Below are 14,420 nucleotides of genomic sequence, written 5' to 3' on the forward strand. Positions count from 1 at the left end.
GCTTTTTATCCCAACCCGGAGTATTCCAATGAAAAAAACATTCCGCGCTTCCCTACTCTCTGCCCTGGTCGGTGTCGGTGCCCTGGTCACCCATGCCGCCACCTTCGCCGATGAGGTCAACTGGCCGACTCGCCCGATCCAGGTGGTGGTGATCGCCAACCCCGGTGGCGACACCGACTTCAACGCCCGCATGATGGCCAAGTACTTCAACGAGATCACCGGCAAGACCATGGTCGTGACCAACGTCGCTGGCGGCGGTGGCACCCTGGCGGCCGAGCAGGTCAAGGGCGCTGCAGCGGATGGCAACACCATCCTCTTCACCCACCCGGGCCAGCTGATCGTCAACGAAGTGGCCGGGCTGACCGAAGACAGCTACGAAGCCTTCGATGTCTCCTGCATCGCCGGTGTCGACAAGAGCGCCGTGTTCGTGGCCTCCAAGCAGTCGGGCGTGACCAGCATGAAAGACCTGGTCGAGAAGTCCAAGGCCAATCCGGGCAGCCTCACTTACGGCACCGAGATGGGTAACTTCTCCCACGTGCAGGGCCTGCAGCTGGAAAAACTCAGCGGCGCCAAACTGAAGATGGTCGATGCCGGTACCGTATCCGACCGCGTTGTCGCCATGCTCGGCGGCCGCGTCGATCTGGGCGCCATCAGCTACGGCTCGGTACAGGACTACGTCAACGGCGGCCAGATGGTCGCTCTGGGTCAGCCCAACGACGAACGCAACCCGCTGATCCCTGACGTACCGACCCTCAAGGAACAAGGCCTGGACATCACCCTGGACAAGCCATACGTGGTCGCCTTCCCGAAAGGCACCGACCCGGCGATCGTCAAGAAAATGTCCGACATCATGCAGCAGATCACCGAGAAGCCTGCCTACGCTGAAGACCTGAAGAAGTTCAAGCAGCCAGTCGCCTTCTTCGCCACCGAAGACGCCAAGCAGATTCTGGCCAAGACCCGCGAAGACTTCATGCAGTTCAAGGATGAGCTGCGCAAGGCCAAGTAAACCACAACGCAGCGCCGGCCCGATCGATTCGGCCGGCGCTGCACCTCAGAACATCGAGGTATGCAATGAACACCCTGAATAAGAAAGAACTGATCATCGGCGTTGCCATGCTCGCTGCCAGCCTTACCTACCTGGTACTGGCGCAACAGCTGCCCGGGCATGAAGGTGTCGATGCGGCCACCGTTCCCAAGCTGCTGGCCGGCCTGTTGTCGCTGCTGGGCGTGATGCAACTGTTCAGCGCCTTCGCCAAACCCAAGGCTGCCGCTGAACCCACCACTGCGGCCCAGCCTGTGGTGGAAGCCGAAGAGCCGGCTGCCGACGTCGTAGAACCCAAGACCGTTTTCAAGACCCTTGGTCTGATCCTCGGCTACATGGCCCTGCTCGGCCCTGTGGGTTTCCCGATCATGACCGTGGTTTACCTGTATCTGCAGTTCCTCGTGCTGACCCCGGTAAACCAGAAAGCCAAACACCTCACCTATCTGCTGATCGCCGTCATCTGCTCTGCGCTCATCTTCCTGCTGTTCCGCGAGGCCTTCGACCTGTTGCTGCCCGCTGGCCTGCTGAACGACTACATCTGAGGATCGACCATGCTCGAATTACTGCAGCAAGGCTTCGGTGCCGTATTCTCACTGAACATCCTGATGCTGATGGCCATTGGCGTGGCCATGGGCATCGTCTTCGGCGCCGTGCCCGGCCTCTCGGCCACGATGGCCGTTGCCCTGTGCCTGCCCCTGACCTTCACCATGGGCCCGCAAGCCGGCCTGTCCCTGCTGGTCGCGCTGTTCATCGGCGCCACATCCGGGGGGCTTATCTCGGCGATCCTGTTGAAGATTCCGGGAACACCGTCCTCCATCGCCACGGTGTTCGACGGTGGCCCGTTGATGGAGCAGGGCCATGGCGTCAAGGCGCTGGGCGTCGGCATCGTGTTCTCCTTCCTCGGCACCATCTTCAGCATCGTCGCACTGATGTTCATCGCCCCGCAGCTGGCCAAGGTGGCCTTGAGCTTCGGCCCGCATGAATACTTCGCCATCGCCGTGTTCTCCCTGACCCTGATCGCCACCCTGTCGGCCGGCTCCATGGTCAAGGGGCTGTTCGCCGGTGCACTGGGTATCGCCGTATCCACCGTGGGCATCGCCCCGGTCGAGGCCATTCGCCGCTTCACCTTCGGTATCAGCGAGCTCAACGGCGGCTTCTCGATGCTCACGGTGATGATCGGCATGTTCGCCGTGGCCGAGATCATCAAGCTCGCCGAAACCGGTCGCCATGCCGTGCAGGGCAAGGCCAGGTCGGTGAGCATGAAGAACATCAAGGGCTTCGGCTTCTCGCTCAAGGAGTTCCGCGAGCAACTGCCGAACGCCGGTCGCTCGGGGATCATCGGCCTGGGCATCGGCATCCTGCCGGGCATCGGCGCGGGCACCTCGAACCTGGTTTCCTACATCATCGCCAAGAAGCGCGCGAAAGACGGGCACACCTACGGCAAAGGCAACATCGGCGGCGTGGTCGCCAGTGAAACCGCCAACAACGCCGGCATCGGTGGTGCCATGATGCCGCTGATGACCCTGGGCATTCCCGGCGACACCGTCACCGCGATCATGCTCGGCGGTTTCCTGATCCACGGCATCCAGCCCGGCCCGCTGCTGTTCATCAGCCAGGGTCCGCTGGTTTACACCATCTTCGCCGCGCTGATCGTCGCCACCTGCATGATGCTGTTCATGGAGTTCTACGGCCTGCGCCTGTTCATCAAGCTGCTCGACGTGCCCAAGCACATCCTGCTGCCGATCATCCTGGTGCTGTGCGTAGTGGGTGCCTTCGGTCTGTCCAGCCGCCTGTTCGACGTATGGTCGATCCTGCTGTTCGGTCTGCTCGGCTACGCCTTCGTCAAGGCCGGTATGCCCGCGGCTCCGTTCATCATCGGCTTCATCCTCGGACCGATGGCGGAGACCAACCTGCGTCGCGGTCTGATGCTGTCGGACAACAGCTTCGCCGATTTCTTCACCAATCCCATCGCCGGCACCTTCCTTGGCCTGGCGCTGGCATTCGTGCTCTGGCAGGTGTTCAGCGCGCTACGTCCCAAACCCAGCGCGATCAACGAGATCCTGCGTACCTGATCCACTCCACCGCCCCCTCTGCTCAGGGGGCGGTTCTTTTTCCCTTCCCCGCCTCTGCTTCATGCGCCCTGCAGCGCCATCCGCAATCACGTTGCGGTAGATGATGGACGCCCGCATTGATCCAGGTCTAATCTAATCAGCCACTTGATTGATACCCGGAATGAATCAATGTTCGACCTGGCCCAACTGCGCTGCTTCACCACCCTGGCCGCCGAGCTGAACTTCCGCCGCGCCGCCGAGCGCCTGCACATGACCCAGCCACCGTTGAGCCGACAGATCCAGTTGCTCGAACATCAGCTGGGCGTCACGCTGTTCACCCGCAGCACCCGCTCGGTTGCCCTGACGGCGGCCGGTCGCGCCTTCTTCGTCGAAGCCCAGGCCCTGCTCGATCAGGCCCACCGCGCGGCACAGAGTGCCCGGCTGGCCGCCATCGGTGAAAGCGGCTCGCTGAACATCAGTTTCGTCGCCAGCGCGGTGTATGACGTGCTACCGCGCGCGATCACCACCGCCAAGCGTGAGCGCCCGGGTGTGGATATCGCCTTGCTGGAGATGAGCACCTTCGAACAGGTGCAAGCACTGCGCGCCAGGCGCGTGGACCTGACCATCGTGCGGGCGCCCCTGCAGCAACCGGGGCTGATCAGCGAATGCCTGTTGCGCGAGCCCTTCGTGCTGGCCACGCCCGCCGAACACCCGCTGGCAAAGCACGAACGGCCGACCCTGGAGATGCTCCATGGTCAGCCCTTCATTCTTTATGCGCATACCGCCTGGCAGCCCTTCAACGAACTGCACACCGGCCTGTTCCGCGCCAGCGGCATTCAGCCGGAGTTCGTTCAGGCGCTGGGGTCGACCCTGACTATCCTGTCGCTGGTCAACGCTGGCATGGGCCTGGCGCTGGTGCCGCGTAGCGCCAGCGCCATTCGCTTCGAGCAGGTGTGTTTCCGTGAGCTGCCACTACCCAAAGGCGTATGCGGCGAGCTGCACCTGGTCTGGCGCGACGACAACGACAACCCCGCCTTGCCGGCAGTGATTGATGCCGTGCGCCAGGCGGCTCGCGACATCTATCCGCAGAATTGAAGATCAGGCGCGCTTGCCAACCTCCGCCTGCTGCACCGTCCAGCCGGCAACCTGCTCGCTCAGACTCAAACCAAGGCCCGGCCGGGTCGGCACCAGCATGCGCCCGTCGCGAATCTCCAGGCGCTCGTTGAACAGCGGCTCCAGCCACTCGAAATGCTCGACCCAGGGCTCGCGCGTATGACTGGCGGCCAGGTGCACGTGCAGCTCCATGGCGAAGTGCGGCGCCAGGGTCATGCCGGCCTGCTCGGCCAGGGTCTGCACGCGCAGGTACGGAGTGATACCGCCAACGCGCGGCGCATCGGGCATGAGGAAATCGGCACCGCGCTGGCGGATGAACTCCCAGTGCTCGGCCGGGCTGGTGAGCATCTCACCGGTGGCGATCGGCGTATCGAACAGACGCACCAGCTCGGCATGGCCTTCGGCGTCGTAGCAGTCCAGCGGCTCCTCGATCCAGATCAGGTCGAAGGGTTCCAGGCGGCGGCACATGCGCCGCGCGGTCGGGCGATCCCATTGCTGGTTGGCATCGACCATCAGCGGGAAGCTCTCGCCCAGATGCTCGCGCACCGTGCTGACGCGGTGGATATCCAGCGCCCAGTCGGGCTGACCGACCTTGAGCTTGATCCCGCCAATGCCCTTCTCGCGGGAGATATCGGTGTTCTTCAGCAGTTGATCGAGCGGCGTATGCAGAAAGCCACCGGAGGTGTTGTAGCAGCGCACGGAGTCGCGGTGACTGCCGAGCAGGCGCGCCAGCGACAGACCGGAGCGACGCGCCTTGAGGTCCCACAGAGCGACGTCGAAGGCGCCGATGGCCTGGGTCGCCAGGCCGCTGCGGCCAACCGAGGCGCCGGCCCAGCACAGCTTGTCCCACAGCTTGGCGATATCGCTGGGGTTCTCACCGATCAGGTTCGGCGCCACTTCCAGGGCATGGGCGAACTGGCCTGCACCGCCGGCGCGCTTGGAGTAACTGAAACCCAGGCCGCGATGACCGTCACGGGTCTCGATCTCGGCGATCAGGATGGCGATCTCGGTCATCGGCTTCTGCCGGCCGGTCAGCACCTTGGCATCACTGATCGGGTTGGCCAGCGGCAGGGCTACCGAACGCAGGCTCAGCCAGGCAATGCGGTCGTCGTCGGCGCGTGGGGTGGCGTTATCGGTCATGACTACTTCCTCGTGATGAACTCGGCACCCTTTGGGCCGCCGAAAATGAACAACCCGAGTCAGATTAAGATGATTGCGCAATCATTCAAGCATCGAAATCATCTGCTGTTTCCTGACTGATCCGGCCCGCTACGACTCGTCTAGACATTTCACAAATCTGCAACATTCGCCCACTACGCTGAGCCTGTTCCGCCACGCCTGGCTTCCGAGGCATCCCATCATGTTCCTGCAAAAATCCCTGCGCGCGCAGATTCTCGCCCTGCTCGGCGGCAGTCTGGCGCTGATCCTGATCACCGCGCTGGTCTGCTTCAGCTTTCTGTCCAGCGGCATTCAGTCCTACCGCGGCCTGCTCGACGGACCGCTGGAATCCTCTCGTCTGATCGACGCGGCCAACGTTGAATTCAAGATACAGGTGCAGGAATGGAAGAACGTTCTGCTACGCGGCCAGGACAGCGCCAACCTGCAACGCTACTGGAGCCAGTTCGAAGCACAGGAGCGCAAGGTGCAGGATATTCTCGGCCAGTTGACCCAGGTCGCCGCTGCTGATCCGGCGCTGAAGGCCCAGGTCGAGCGCCTGCGCGGCGAACACCAGACCCTCGGTGCCAACTACCGCAAGGGCCGCGACGCCTTCGTGGCTGCCGGCGCCGACGCCAAGGCAGGTGATGACGCCGTGCAGGGCATCGACCGCGCGGCCAGCGAGCAGATGACCACCCTGGTCGAACAACTGCGCCAGAACAGCCTGAGCCAGGCCGAGCAGATCAACGCCAGCGCCGCGCGCACCATCTTCAGCGGTACCGTAGTCATGCTCATCGCCGCGCTGGTCATCGCCCTGTTCAGCCTGTGGCTGGTCAACCGCAACCTGATCATTCCCATCCGCCACCTGATCGGCCATGTCGATCAGCTCAGCCACGGCCAGTTCGATCAACGTGTGGAGAGCACCCGCCAGGACGAGCTGGGCCTGCTGGCACGCGCCGCCAATACCCTGCGCGACTTTCTCGCCAGCACCACCGAGCGCCTGCATCAGAGCACGCAGAATCTCGACAGCGCCAGCGGCGAACTCAACGCCATCGCCTCGCGCATGACCGAAGGTGTCAGCGAGCAGTTCGAGCGTACCGACCAGGTCGCCACCGCGATGCACGAGATGTCTGCCACGGCGCAGGAGGTGGCGCGCCATGCCGCCGACGCCGCACACGCGGCCAACGATGCCGACGACTCGGCGCGCCAGGGCAGCACGGTGATGCAATCGACCATCGCCACCATCACCGACATCCGCGGCGAGATTGCCAGTACGGCAGAAGTGATCCGTCGCCTGGAAAGCGACAGTGGGCGCATCGGCAAGGTGCTGGAAGTGATCCGTGGCATTGCTGAGCAGACCAACCTGCTCGCTCTCAATGCCGCCATCGAAGCGGCCCGGGCCGGCGAGCAGGGTCGCGGCTTCGCCGTGGTCGCCGACGAGGTGCGTCACCTCGCCCAACGCACGGCCGAATCCACTGCCGAGATCAACCAGATCATCGACACCGTGCAAAACGGCGCCCTGGATGCCGTGCGCGCCATTGAGAGCGGCCAGCAGCGCAGCGAACAGGGTGTCACCCAGGTCACCGAAGCCGGCGCCATGCTGCAGCGCATCACCGAGGCGGTAGAGGCCATTCGCGACATGAACCAGCAGATCGCCACGGCTGCCGAGGAACAGACCTCGGTGGCCGAGGACATCTCGCGCAACCTCACCGAGCTGACCGCCATCGCCAGCGCCAACCAGGACAACGTGGAACGCACGCAGATGGCCAGCCGCAACCTGCACGACATGTCCGGACAATTGGGTGAGGTGACCCGCCGCTTGGGTGCCTGACGCCACCGCCGAACGACTCCGGCAGGACGGGGCGTCCGATGCAATTGCCGCCACCCTGCCCGTTCAGCCTTATGTCGACAGTCCGCTGTCCGGGCCGGACAGCGGATCACAGGTCCGAACGGGAATCTCGCCAACTGGTCGTGAGCCGGGAGACACGCCAGCTGCGGACGTCGCGCTTGTCTTCCCGGCACCCGCCTTATTGCCAAAACCTGATCGCGTAAACGACAAAAGGTCGCAATTAGCCCTTGCTATTTATGTAATAGGAATTATTCTCAGTTACGTAATGACGGCCAAGGAGACCTGCCATGACCTACCTGATCGATGCCTGGCTGGACCGCCCGCATCCCTACCTGCGCATCCTCAATCGCGAAACCGGCGAAGTCTGCGCCATGCTCGAAGAAGAAGCGCTGGACGAACTGCGCGACCAGGGCGACTTGGACCTGCATGAACTCAGCTCCAGCGAACCCATCGTGCTCAAGGAGCTGGTGCGCAGCCTGTTTCTCTACTGCTACGCACGGGCCTTGCGGCCGTCCTAAAGACAAAACGGCCCCCTGCAATGCAGGGGGCCGCTCGATCGTAGGGTGGACGACGCTTTACCCGTCCACCGTCGTCGTGGTGGACAAAACAGCGTTGTCCACCCTACGACTTACCTACGCATTTCGCTTACAGAATGTCGAGCAGCTCGACATCGAATACCAGCACGCTGTGCGGCGGGATGCTGCCAACGCCCTGAGCGCCGTAGGCCAGTTCGCTCGGCACGTGCAGGCGCCATTTGCTGCCGGTAGCCATCAGTTGCAACGCCTCGACCCAGCCCGGAATCACGCCGCCGACCGGGAATTCAGCCGGCTGGCCGCGCTCGTAGGAGCTGTCGAACACGCTACCGTCGATCAGGGTGCCGTGGTAGTGCACACGTACCTGATCCTCGGCCGACGGCTTGGCGCCCTCGCCGGCCACCAGCACTTCGTACTGCAGACCCGAAGCCAGTACGGTCATGCCTTCGCGCTTGGCATTCTCGGCCAGGTAGGCACGGCCTTCGCCGGCAGCGGCTTCGGCCTTGGCAGCGGCCTCGGCCTGCATGATCTCGCGGATGACCTTGAAGCTCGCGCCCAGCTCAGCCTCGGAAACGCGGCTGGCCTGCCCGGTGAAGGCATCGGTCAGACCGGCGAGGATCGCGTTCAGGTCGACGCCGGGCGGCGGGTTGTCGCGCAACTGACCACCGAGTTGACGACCGATGCCGTAGCTGACGCGACCTTCATCGGAGGACAGATCGGGGCTGAAGTTGAATTCGGACATGAAAGGCTCCGCTAGGGGCTGTGAAAAAGGTCGGCCAGCCTAGCACAGAAGCCAGGCGCGGCGTCACGGCCGCAGGCATTGCCCGTCGCAGCTGAACCCAAGGAAGACGCTTCAGCGGCGACACTCTCGCCCTATTGCTTGTTGCGCCCACGGCGACAGCGCTCGGAGCAGTAGCGCACCTCATCCCAGCAGCGCGCCCATTTCTTGCGCCAGGTGAATGGCAAGCCGCAGACCGCACAGGTCTTCACCGGCAGCTCGCTCTTTTTCACAGCATCTCCCCGGCATCGAGCCTGGCCAGCAGGCGTTCGCCCCAGTCCCACAGCGCTTGCTGCTTGGCCTCGTTCATACGCGCCAGGTTGCGATAGACCATGCCCATGCGCGGGTTGCGCTCAAGCGGCTCACGGTGGCGCATGAGGAAATGCCAGTACAAGGCATTGAACGGACAGGCCGACTCGCCGGTGCTTTCGCTCACCTTGTAGCTGCAGCCCTGGCAATGATCGGACATGCGCTTGATGTACTGGCCGCTGGCGCAATAGGGCTTGGAGCCGAGGTAGCCGCCGTCGGCGTGCATCACCATGCCCAGGGTGTTAGGCAGCTCCACCCAGTCGAAGGCGTCCATGTACACGGCCAGGTACCAGTCGCAGATAGCCTTGGGCGCGATGCCGGCCAGCAGCGCGAAGTTGCCGGTAACCATCAGCCGCTGGATATGGTGCGCATAGGCGTGCTCCAGGGTCTGGCCGATGGCCTGGCGCATGCAGTTCATCCGTGTCTTGCCGGTCCAGTAGAACTCGGGCAGTGCTCGTGAGTTGCCGAAGCGATTGCCTTCGGCGTACTCCGGCATGCGCAGCCAATAGACGCCGCGTACATACTCGCGCCAGCCAATCAGTTGGCGAATGAACCCTTCGGCGGCATTCAGCGGCACGTCGCCGGCGCGATAGGCGGCCTCTACCTCGGCGCAGATCCGCCGCAGATCGAGCAAGCCGATGTTCAGCGCGGCGCTGATGCGCGAGTGAAAGAGAAAGGGCTCGTCGTCGGCCATGGCGTCCTGATAATCGCCAAAGTCGGCCAGGCCTTGGGCGAGAAAATGCTGCCAAAGGCCCTCGGCCTGCTCGGCCGTCACCGGGTAATCGAAGCCCTCCAGGCTGCCGTAATGCCCGGCAAAGCGCTGTCCCACCAAATCCAGCACCTCACGGGTGATCGCGTCCGGCTCGATGCGCAGAGGCGCAGGTGGACGCACGCCCTTGGGCAGCGCCTTGCGGTTGTCGGCGTCGAAGTTCCAGGCGCCACCCTCAGGCGTGCCGTCGGGGTTGAGCAGCAGGCCACTGGCGCGGCGCATTTCGCGGTAGAAGAACTCCATGCGCAGCTGCTTGCGGTCCTTCGCCCAGGCAGCGAAGGCATCGCGCGTACACAGAAAACGGCTGTCCGGGTGCCAGTGGATCGGCACGCCGCAGTGGCGCAGGGCCTGCTCCAGGCGCCAGTCGCCGCACTCGGTCAGATGGATTTCAGCGGGGTCCAACTGCTGCGTCCAGCGCAATAACTCGCCGGGCAGGGAGCCGCTGTTGCCAGGATCATCGAGCGTCACGTAATGCACCTTGAGGCCCTGCGCGCGCAGGGCCTCGGTGAAATGGCGCATGGCGCTGAAGATCAGGGCGATCTTCTTCGGGTGATGCGGTACATGGCTGGCCTCCTCCATCACCTCGGCCAGCAATAGATGGTCGCGCTGCGGGTCGACGTCCTGCAGCGCGCCGAGGCCGGGCGTCAGTTGATCACCCAGAATCAGGATCAGGCGGCGTACACCGCCCTCACTATCAACGGCCATCTGCGGAGCTTTCACCAGCCGGAACGAAAGGCGATGGGCACACGCAGACTGTTGGCGGCCGAGGGCAAGCCGCACATCTCGTCATGTACCGAGCTGTGCACCAGAAAGAACGGCAGCGTCGGCATTTCCTGCAGCACGTCGCGCGCATGCTCCACCGAACGCAGGCTCAAGGTACTGCCGTGTTCGTCGATAATCGGATGCGCGCGCCCTTCCATCCGTGCTTCGAGCAGGTAGATGCCACCTTCGAGCGAGATCAGGTTGAGTTCATCGATGCGCCCGGCTTGGGCATAAGCGGATAGATCATGCAGATTCATCTGGCTTTCCCTCGTCTTTCTATACAAGAACTTATACAAACATAATTCTTGTAAAACAAAGAAAAAGCTCAACCCCAGAACGCAAAACGCCCGTCCTGTTCGGACGGGCGGTCTTGAAACAAGCCGGGATCAATCGTGCTTGGTCAGCTTGTCCAGATAGCCCATGGCGAACGCCGAGGCGACGAAGGTCATGTGGATGATCACGTACCACATCAGATGGTCCGTTTCGTAGTTGCGCGCATCCATGAACACCCGCAGCAGGTGGATCGAGGAAATGGCCACGATCGAAGCGGCCACCTTCATCTTCAACGAGCTGGAGTCCATCTTGCCCAGCCAGCTGAGTTTCTCCTTGCTGTCATCGATATCCAGTTGCGAAACGAAGTTCTCGTAGCCGGAGATCATCACCATGACCAGCAAGCCGCCTACCAGCGCCATGTCGATCAGTGACAGCAGCACTAGAATCAGGTCGGACTCTGCCATGGCGAATACGTTCGGCAGGATGTGGAAGACTTCCTGGAAGAACTTCAGCGCCAACGCCAGCAGACCCAGAGACAGACCGAAATAGATCGGCGCCAGCAACCAACGCGATGCGTACATGGCGTTTTCGATAAAGCGTTCCATGGAAAACTCACTGAAGAGAGAAAAAGCGGCGAGTATACCCATCGTCCAGCATCAGCAGAAGCAGCCAGCGTATTGTGGATAACCCCCATCAACGCGAGTCCCCGGTGAATGCTCCGGCGCGCTTTGTTGCGGACGTTTCAGCTGTGCCCGTCAGTTTCGGGGCGGCGCTGCAAGGCACTGAGCGGTCTGTTGCGTTCGCCGTTGACGCGGCGCAACTCGGCCTGCATGTGCAAGCGCCAGATGGGCGGTTCGCTGCACTCGGCATATCCCTGCAAGGCCAGGCTTTCGGCAATCGAATCAAGGACCCCTTCTGCGACAAAAGGCCCATAGAATGGGCCTTGCGCCTTGATCGCAGAAGGTTGCGCGCCTGACATGCCGGCGGCGCAGAGCAGTATCCAGCGTCCTTGGTTATCTGCCATCGGCCGGATCACGCATTCGATGCGCGTGACCAGGCCCAGGCATTGGCGGGTGAGGCAGAGGCTGCGCGACATGGCGGCGACCCTCGCGGAATCCAGGCTCCAGCCTACACCCCGAGCGCCCGCACTGTGAAGCCAAAGTTATCCACGCGTTCTGTGGATAACTGTGTGCATGAAGCGTTAGCAACGAGTCCGACGCGCCTATACCGGGAGATCCGGGACAATCGTGCAAGATTTGCTCAGCTCGCCGCGTCGCCCTCGCCCTTCTTGCGTCGCGGCGCCTTTGCCGGCTTGGCGGCTGCCGGCTCGGCTTCGGTTTTGGCCTTTTCCGCTTCGGCGGGCTTGCCCTCCTCCTCCAAGCCGATCTCGGCGATATCGCGCAGGCGCTCGACCACACGGGCATTGACGCTGCCCTTGGGGAAACGCCCTTTCTCGTCCGGGTGACCGGCCGCCTCACCGACCAGCAGGCTCAGCGCCTCATCGACATGGCGCACGGCATAGACGTTGAACTGACCGTCTCGCACGGCCTGCAGCACGCGCTCGTCGAGCATCAGGTTGGCGACGTTGGAATGCGGGATGATCGCCCCTTGCTCGCCAGTGAGGCCACGCGCCTCGCACAGGCGGAAGAAGCCCTCGATCTTCTCGTTGACCCCGCCGACGGCCTGCACCTCGCCGAACTGGTTGATCGAACCGGTAATGGCGAAGCACTGCTTGAGCGGCGTGCGCGACAACGCCGAGATCAGCGTGCACACCTCGCCGAGCGAGGCGCTGTCGCCGTCGACGTAACCGTAGGACTGCTCCAGGGCGATGCTCGCGGAAATCTCCAGCGGGAATTCCTGTGCATAACGGCTACCGAGGAAGCCGGTGAGGATCATCACGCCCTTGGAGTGGATCGACTGGCCGAGGCTGACCTCACGCTCGATGTCGACGATACCGCTGCCGCCCGGATACACGGTGGCGGAAATCCGCGCCGGCACACCGAAGGCCGAGTCGCCGACTTCCAGCACGGTCAGGCCGTTGCATTTGCCAACGGCCGCGCCGCTGGTGTCGATGAGGATGATGCCGGCCAGCATGTCGTCAATGATCCGCGCCGACACCCGTCCGGTGCGCGTGGCCTTGGCCTTGAGGGCACGCTCGATATGACCGACGTCGGTGATGCTCTCCCCGGCGAGCTGGCGAATGAAATCGGCCTCACTGACCAGCTGGAACAGGTCGCCGATACGCGCAGACAGGCGCCCCTGGTGCTCGGCCAGGCGCGCACTGTAGGTAGCCAGACGCGCCACGGCAGCACCGGTCATGGGCGCCATGCCCTCTTCCGAGGTACGCGTCTTCATCAGTTGGGCGAACTGCTCCAGGCTGTCCTCGGCGAGCGGGATGTCCTCGTCGAAGTCGACCAGTACGCGGAACATTTCCTGGAAGTCCGGATCGTGATCCTGCAGCGCGTAGTACAGCTGCCGCGAGCCGATGATGATGACCTTGAGCTGCAGCGGGATGACCTGCGGGTTGAGCGTGACGGTGGCGATGCGGCCGAGATCGCCCAGAGGCGACTCCATCTTCAACTGGCGCGAATGCAGAGCGCGCTTGAGCGCTTCCCAGACGAAGGGTTCGCCGAGCAGTTTTTCCGCCTCGACCACCAGGTAGCCGCCGTTGGCGCGGTGCAGCGCGCCCGGGCGCAGTTGGCGGTAGCTGGTGTATAGCGCGCCCTGATCGGAGCTGTACTCGATACGGCCGAACAGATTGTCGTAGGTCGGGTGCGATTCGAACACCACCGGCGCACCGCCGTTGGCGTGGTGACCGACCACCAGGCTCGGGCAGTACATTTCCTCCAGCAGCTTGCGCAGCTGCGGATCGGCCTTGTCGACATCAACCAGTTGCTCGACAGCGGTTTTCAGCAGATTGATCTGCATCGCCTGCAAATAGGCGCAGACACCGGCGTTTTCCGCATACTTTTCCGACAGTGGCGCCAGCAGCGGCTGCAACGCGACGGTGATGGTCTCTTCGTTGAGCTGACGTAGCAGATTGCTCGACTCGCGCTTCCACTGCGGCAGGCTGGCCAGTTCCTCGTTGAGGCGCTCTTCCAGTGCGGCGATATCGGCGTGGAAGCGCTCGCGGTCGGCTTCCGGCAACTGCGCGAACTCGGCCTCGTCCAGCGCCTTGCCGTCGGCCATCGGGGTGAAGGCGATATTGGTGCTGTCACGGTACAGGGCCACGCCCTTCTCCAGCGAGAGACGCTCGATCACGTCCAGCGCTTGGTCGTAGCGCTTGTTGAAGCCGCGGTCGATGGCGCTCTTCTTCTGCTGGTAGGTCGGCGTTTCGAACACCGCCGGGAAGGTGGCCAGCAGGTTGTCGATCAGTTGGCTGATATCGGCGATGAAGTCGCTCGCCGTACCGGCTGGCAGCTCCAACGCACGCGGCTCGCGCGGTTCGTCGAAATGATTGACGTAAACCCGATCGGCCGGCGTCTCCATGCGCTTGGCTTCGGCCTTGAGGTAGCGCTGGACGAAGGAGAAGCGCCCGGTGCCGGGTTCGCCCATGACGAACACGTTGTAGCCAGGGCGCGGCATTGCCACGCCGAACTGCAGCGCTTCGACCGCGCGGGCCTGGCCGAGTACGCCGCGGAAGGGTTCGAGATCATCGGTGCTGCTGAAGTTGAACTGCTCGGGGGCGAAGGGGCGGGTCAGCGATTCGGGGGCAAGGCGCAAAGCATCGAGGCTACGCTTGGACATTGGCAATCCTTTATAGCAAGCGGGAGTTCCGCAAAAACA

At 63.2% G+C, this 14,420-nt stretch carries 14 protein-coding genes; 6 read left to right on the forward strand and 8 right to left on the reverse strand.

All coding sequences use genetic code 11. The features are described from left to right. Positions 1-28 precede the first annotated feature (28 nt). The 4 genes from B2U07_RS10685 (at position 29) to B2U07_RS10700 (ending at position 4,188) form a co-directional block, all read left to right on the forward strand. The gene (locus tag B2U07_RS10685) at positions 29-1,006 is read left to right on the forward strand and encodes a tripartite tricarboxylate transporter substrate binding protein (RefSeq protein ID WP_275546955.1); all 978 of its coding nucleotides are present in this window, start codon (positions 29-31) and stop codon (positions 1,004-1,006) included. A 65-nt stretch (positions 1,007-1,071) separates the two neighbouring features. Next, positions 1,072-1,584, forward strand: coding sequence for a tripartite tricarboxylate transporter TctB family protein (locus tag B2U07_RS10690; protein WP_275546956.1), 513 nt, complete (start codon positions 1,072-1,074; stop codon positions 1,582-1,584). Positions 1,585-1,593: 9 nt separating this feature from the next. Continuing rightward, a complete protein-coding gene (locus B2U07_RS10695; RefSeq protein WP_275546957.1) occupies positions 1,594-3,114 on the forward strand; it encodes a tripartite tricarboxylate transporter permease in 1,521 nt (506 codons plus the stop codon). Between the two features lie 168 nt (positions 3,115-3,282). Then, a complete protein-coding gene (locus tag B2U07_RS10700) occupies positions 3,283-4,188 on the forward strand; it encodes a LysR family transcriptional regulator (RefSeq protein ID WP_275546958.1) in 906 nt (301 codons plus the stop codon). A 3-nt stretch (positions 4,189-4,191) separates the two neighbouring features. Here the strand turns inward: B2U07_RS10700 and B2U07_RS10705 are convergent, their stop codons facing one another. Further along, positions 4,192-5,346, reverse strand: a complete 1,155-nt coding sequence (locus B2U07_RS10705; protein ID WP_275546959.1) for an L-talarate/galactarate dehydratase — start codon at positions 5,344-5,346, stop codon at positions 4,192-4,194. Between the two features lie 220 nt (positions 5,347-5,566). On the opposite strand from B2U07_RS10705, the gene B2U07_RS10710 reads away from it, so the two are divergent. Beyond that, positions 5,567-7,192 (forward strand): methyl-accepting chemotaxis protein, encoded by a 1,626-nt coding sequence (locus B2U07_RS10710; RefSeq protein WP_275546960.1) that lies wholly within the window; start codon positions 5,567-5,569, stop codon positions 7,190-7,192. 305 nt (positions 7,193-7,497) lie between these two features. After that, the gene (locus B2U07_RS10715) at positions 7,498-7,728 is read left to right on the forward strand and encodes a hypothetical protein (protein ID WP_004423370.1); all 231 of its coding nucleotides are present in this window, start codon (positions 7,498-7,500) and stop codon (positions 7,726-7,728) included. A gap of 127 nt (positions 7,729-7,855) precedes the next feature. On the opposite strand, the gene B2U07_RS10720 is transcribed toward B2U07_RS10715, so the two are convergent. The 7 genes from B2U07_RS10720 to B2U07_RS10750 form a co-directional block, all read right to left on the reverse strand. After that, entirely contained in the window at positions 7,856-8,485 is a 630-nt protein-coding gene (locus B2U07_RS10720) for an FKBP-type peptidyl-prolyl cis-trans isomerase (RefSeq protein WP_275546961.1), read from the reverse strand. Positions 8,486-8,616: 131 nt separating this feature from the next. Continuing rightward, positions 8,617-8,754, reverse strand: a complete 138-nt coding sequence (locus B2U07_RS10725; RefSeq protein WP_275546962.1) for a DUF2256 domain-containing protein — start codon at positions 8,752-8,754, stop codon at positions 8,617-8,619. Beyond that, complete coding sequence (locus tag B2U07_RS10730; RefSeq protein WP_296276884.1) at positions 8,751-10,304, reverse strand: cryptochrome/photolyase family protein; 1,554 nt, start codon at positions 10,302-10,304, stop codon at positions 8,751-8,753. The genes B2U07_RS10725 and B2U07_RS10730 overlap by 4 nt, the downstream gene beginning before the upstream one ends. An 11-nt stretch (positions 10,305-10,315) precedes the next feature. Beyond that, positions 10,316-10,618, reverse strand: a complete 303-nt coding sequence (locus tag B2U07_RS10735; protein ID WP_197855009.1) for a DUF6482 family protein — start codon at positions 10,616-10,618, stop codon at positions 10,316-10,318. Positions 10,619-10,747: 129 nt separating this feature from the next. Continuing rightward, positions 10,748-11,239: a TIGR00645 family protein gene (locus B2U07_RS10740; protein WP_161864595.1), complete on the reverse strand. Its 492-nt coding sequence runs from the start codon at positions 11,237-11,239 to the stop codon at positions 10,748-10,750. A gap of 137 nt (positions 11,240-11,376) precedes the next feature. After that, positions 11,377-11,730 carry a hypothetical protein gene (locus B2U07_RS10745; RefSeq protein ID WP_275546964.1) on the reverse strand — a complete coding sequence of 118 codons (354 nt, stop codon included), beginning with the start codon at positions 11,728-11,730 and terminating at the stop codon, positions 11,377-11,379. 164 nt (positions 11,731-11,894) lie between these two features. Beyond that, positions 11,895-14,381 (reverse strand): Lon protease family protein, encoded by a 2,487-nt coding sequence (locus B2U07_RS10750; protein ID WP_275546965.1) that lies wholly within the window; start codon positions 14,379-14,381, stop codon positions 11,895-11,897. Between the last annotated feature and the right edge of the window lie 39 nt (positions 14,382-14,420).

It is taken from the genome of Pseudomonas sp. UBA7530, assembly GCF_002479365.1.
Taxonomy (GTDB): Bacteria; Pseudomonadota; Gammaproteobacteria; order Pseudomonadales; family Pseudomonadaceae; genus Aquipseudomonas.

Coding starts and splice junctions, on each gene's coding strand:
- B2U07_RS10695 (WP_275546957.1), top strand. CDS start 1,594: ATGCTCGAATTACTGCAGCAAGGCTTCGGTGCCGTATTCTCACTGAAC.
- B2U07_RS10735 (WP_197855009.1), bottom strand. CDS start 10,618: ATGAATCTGCATGATCTATCCGCTTATGCCCAAGCCGGGCGCATCGAT.
- B2U07_RS10690 (WP_275546956.1), top strand. CDS start 1,072: ATGAACACCCTGAATAAGAAAGAACTGATCATCGGCGTTGCCATGCTC.
- B2U07_RS10705 (WP_275546959.1), bottom strand. CDS start 5,346: ATGACCGATAACGCCACCCCACGCGCCGACGACGACCGCATTGCCTGG.
- B2U07_RS10720 (WP_275546961.1), bottom strand. CDS start 8,485: ATGTCCGAATTCAACTTCAGCCCCGATCTGTCCTCCGATGAAGGTCGC.
- B2U07_RS10685 (WP_275546955.1), top strand. CDS start 29: ATGAAAAAAACATTCCGCGCTTCCCTACTCTCTGCCCTGGTCGGTGTC.
- B2U07_RS10715 (WP_004423370.1), top strand. CDS start 7,498: ATGACCTACCTGATCGATGCCTGGCTGGACCGCCCGCATCCCTACCTG.
- B2U07_RS10740 (WP_161864595.1), bottom strand. CDS start 11,239: ATGGAACGCTTTATCGAAAACGCCATGTACGCATCGCGTTGGTTGCTG.
- B2U07_RS10710 (WP_275546960.1), top strand. CDS start 5,567: ATGTTCCTGCAAAAATCCCTGCGCGCGCAGATTCTCGCCCTGCTCGGC.
- B2U07_RS10750 (WP_275546965.1), bottom strand. CDS start 14,381: ATGTCCAAGCGTAGCCTCGATGCTTTGCGCCTTGCCCCCGAATCGCTG.
- B2U07_RS10745 (WP_275546964.1), bottom strand. CDS start 11,730: ATGTCGCGCAGCCTCTGCCTCACCCGCCAATGCCTGGGCCTGGTCACG.
- B2U07_RS10700 (WP_275546958.1), top strand. CDS start 3,283: ATGTTCGACCTGGCCCAACTGCGCTGCTTCACCACCCTGGCCGCCGAG.
- B2U07_RS10730 (WP_296276884.1), bottom strand. CDS start 10,304: ATGGCCGTTGATAGTGAGGGCGGTGTACGCCGCCTGATCCTGATTCTG.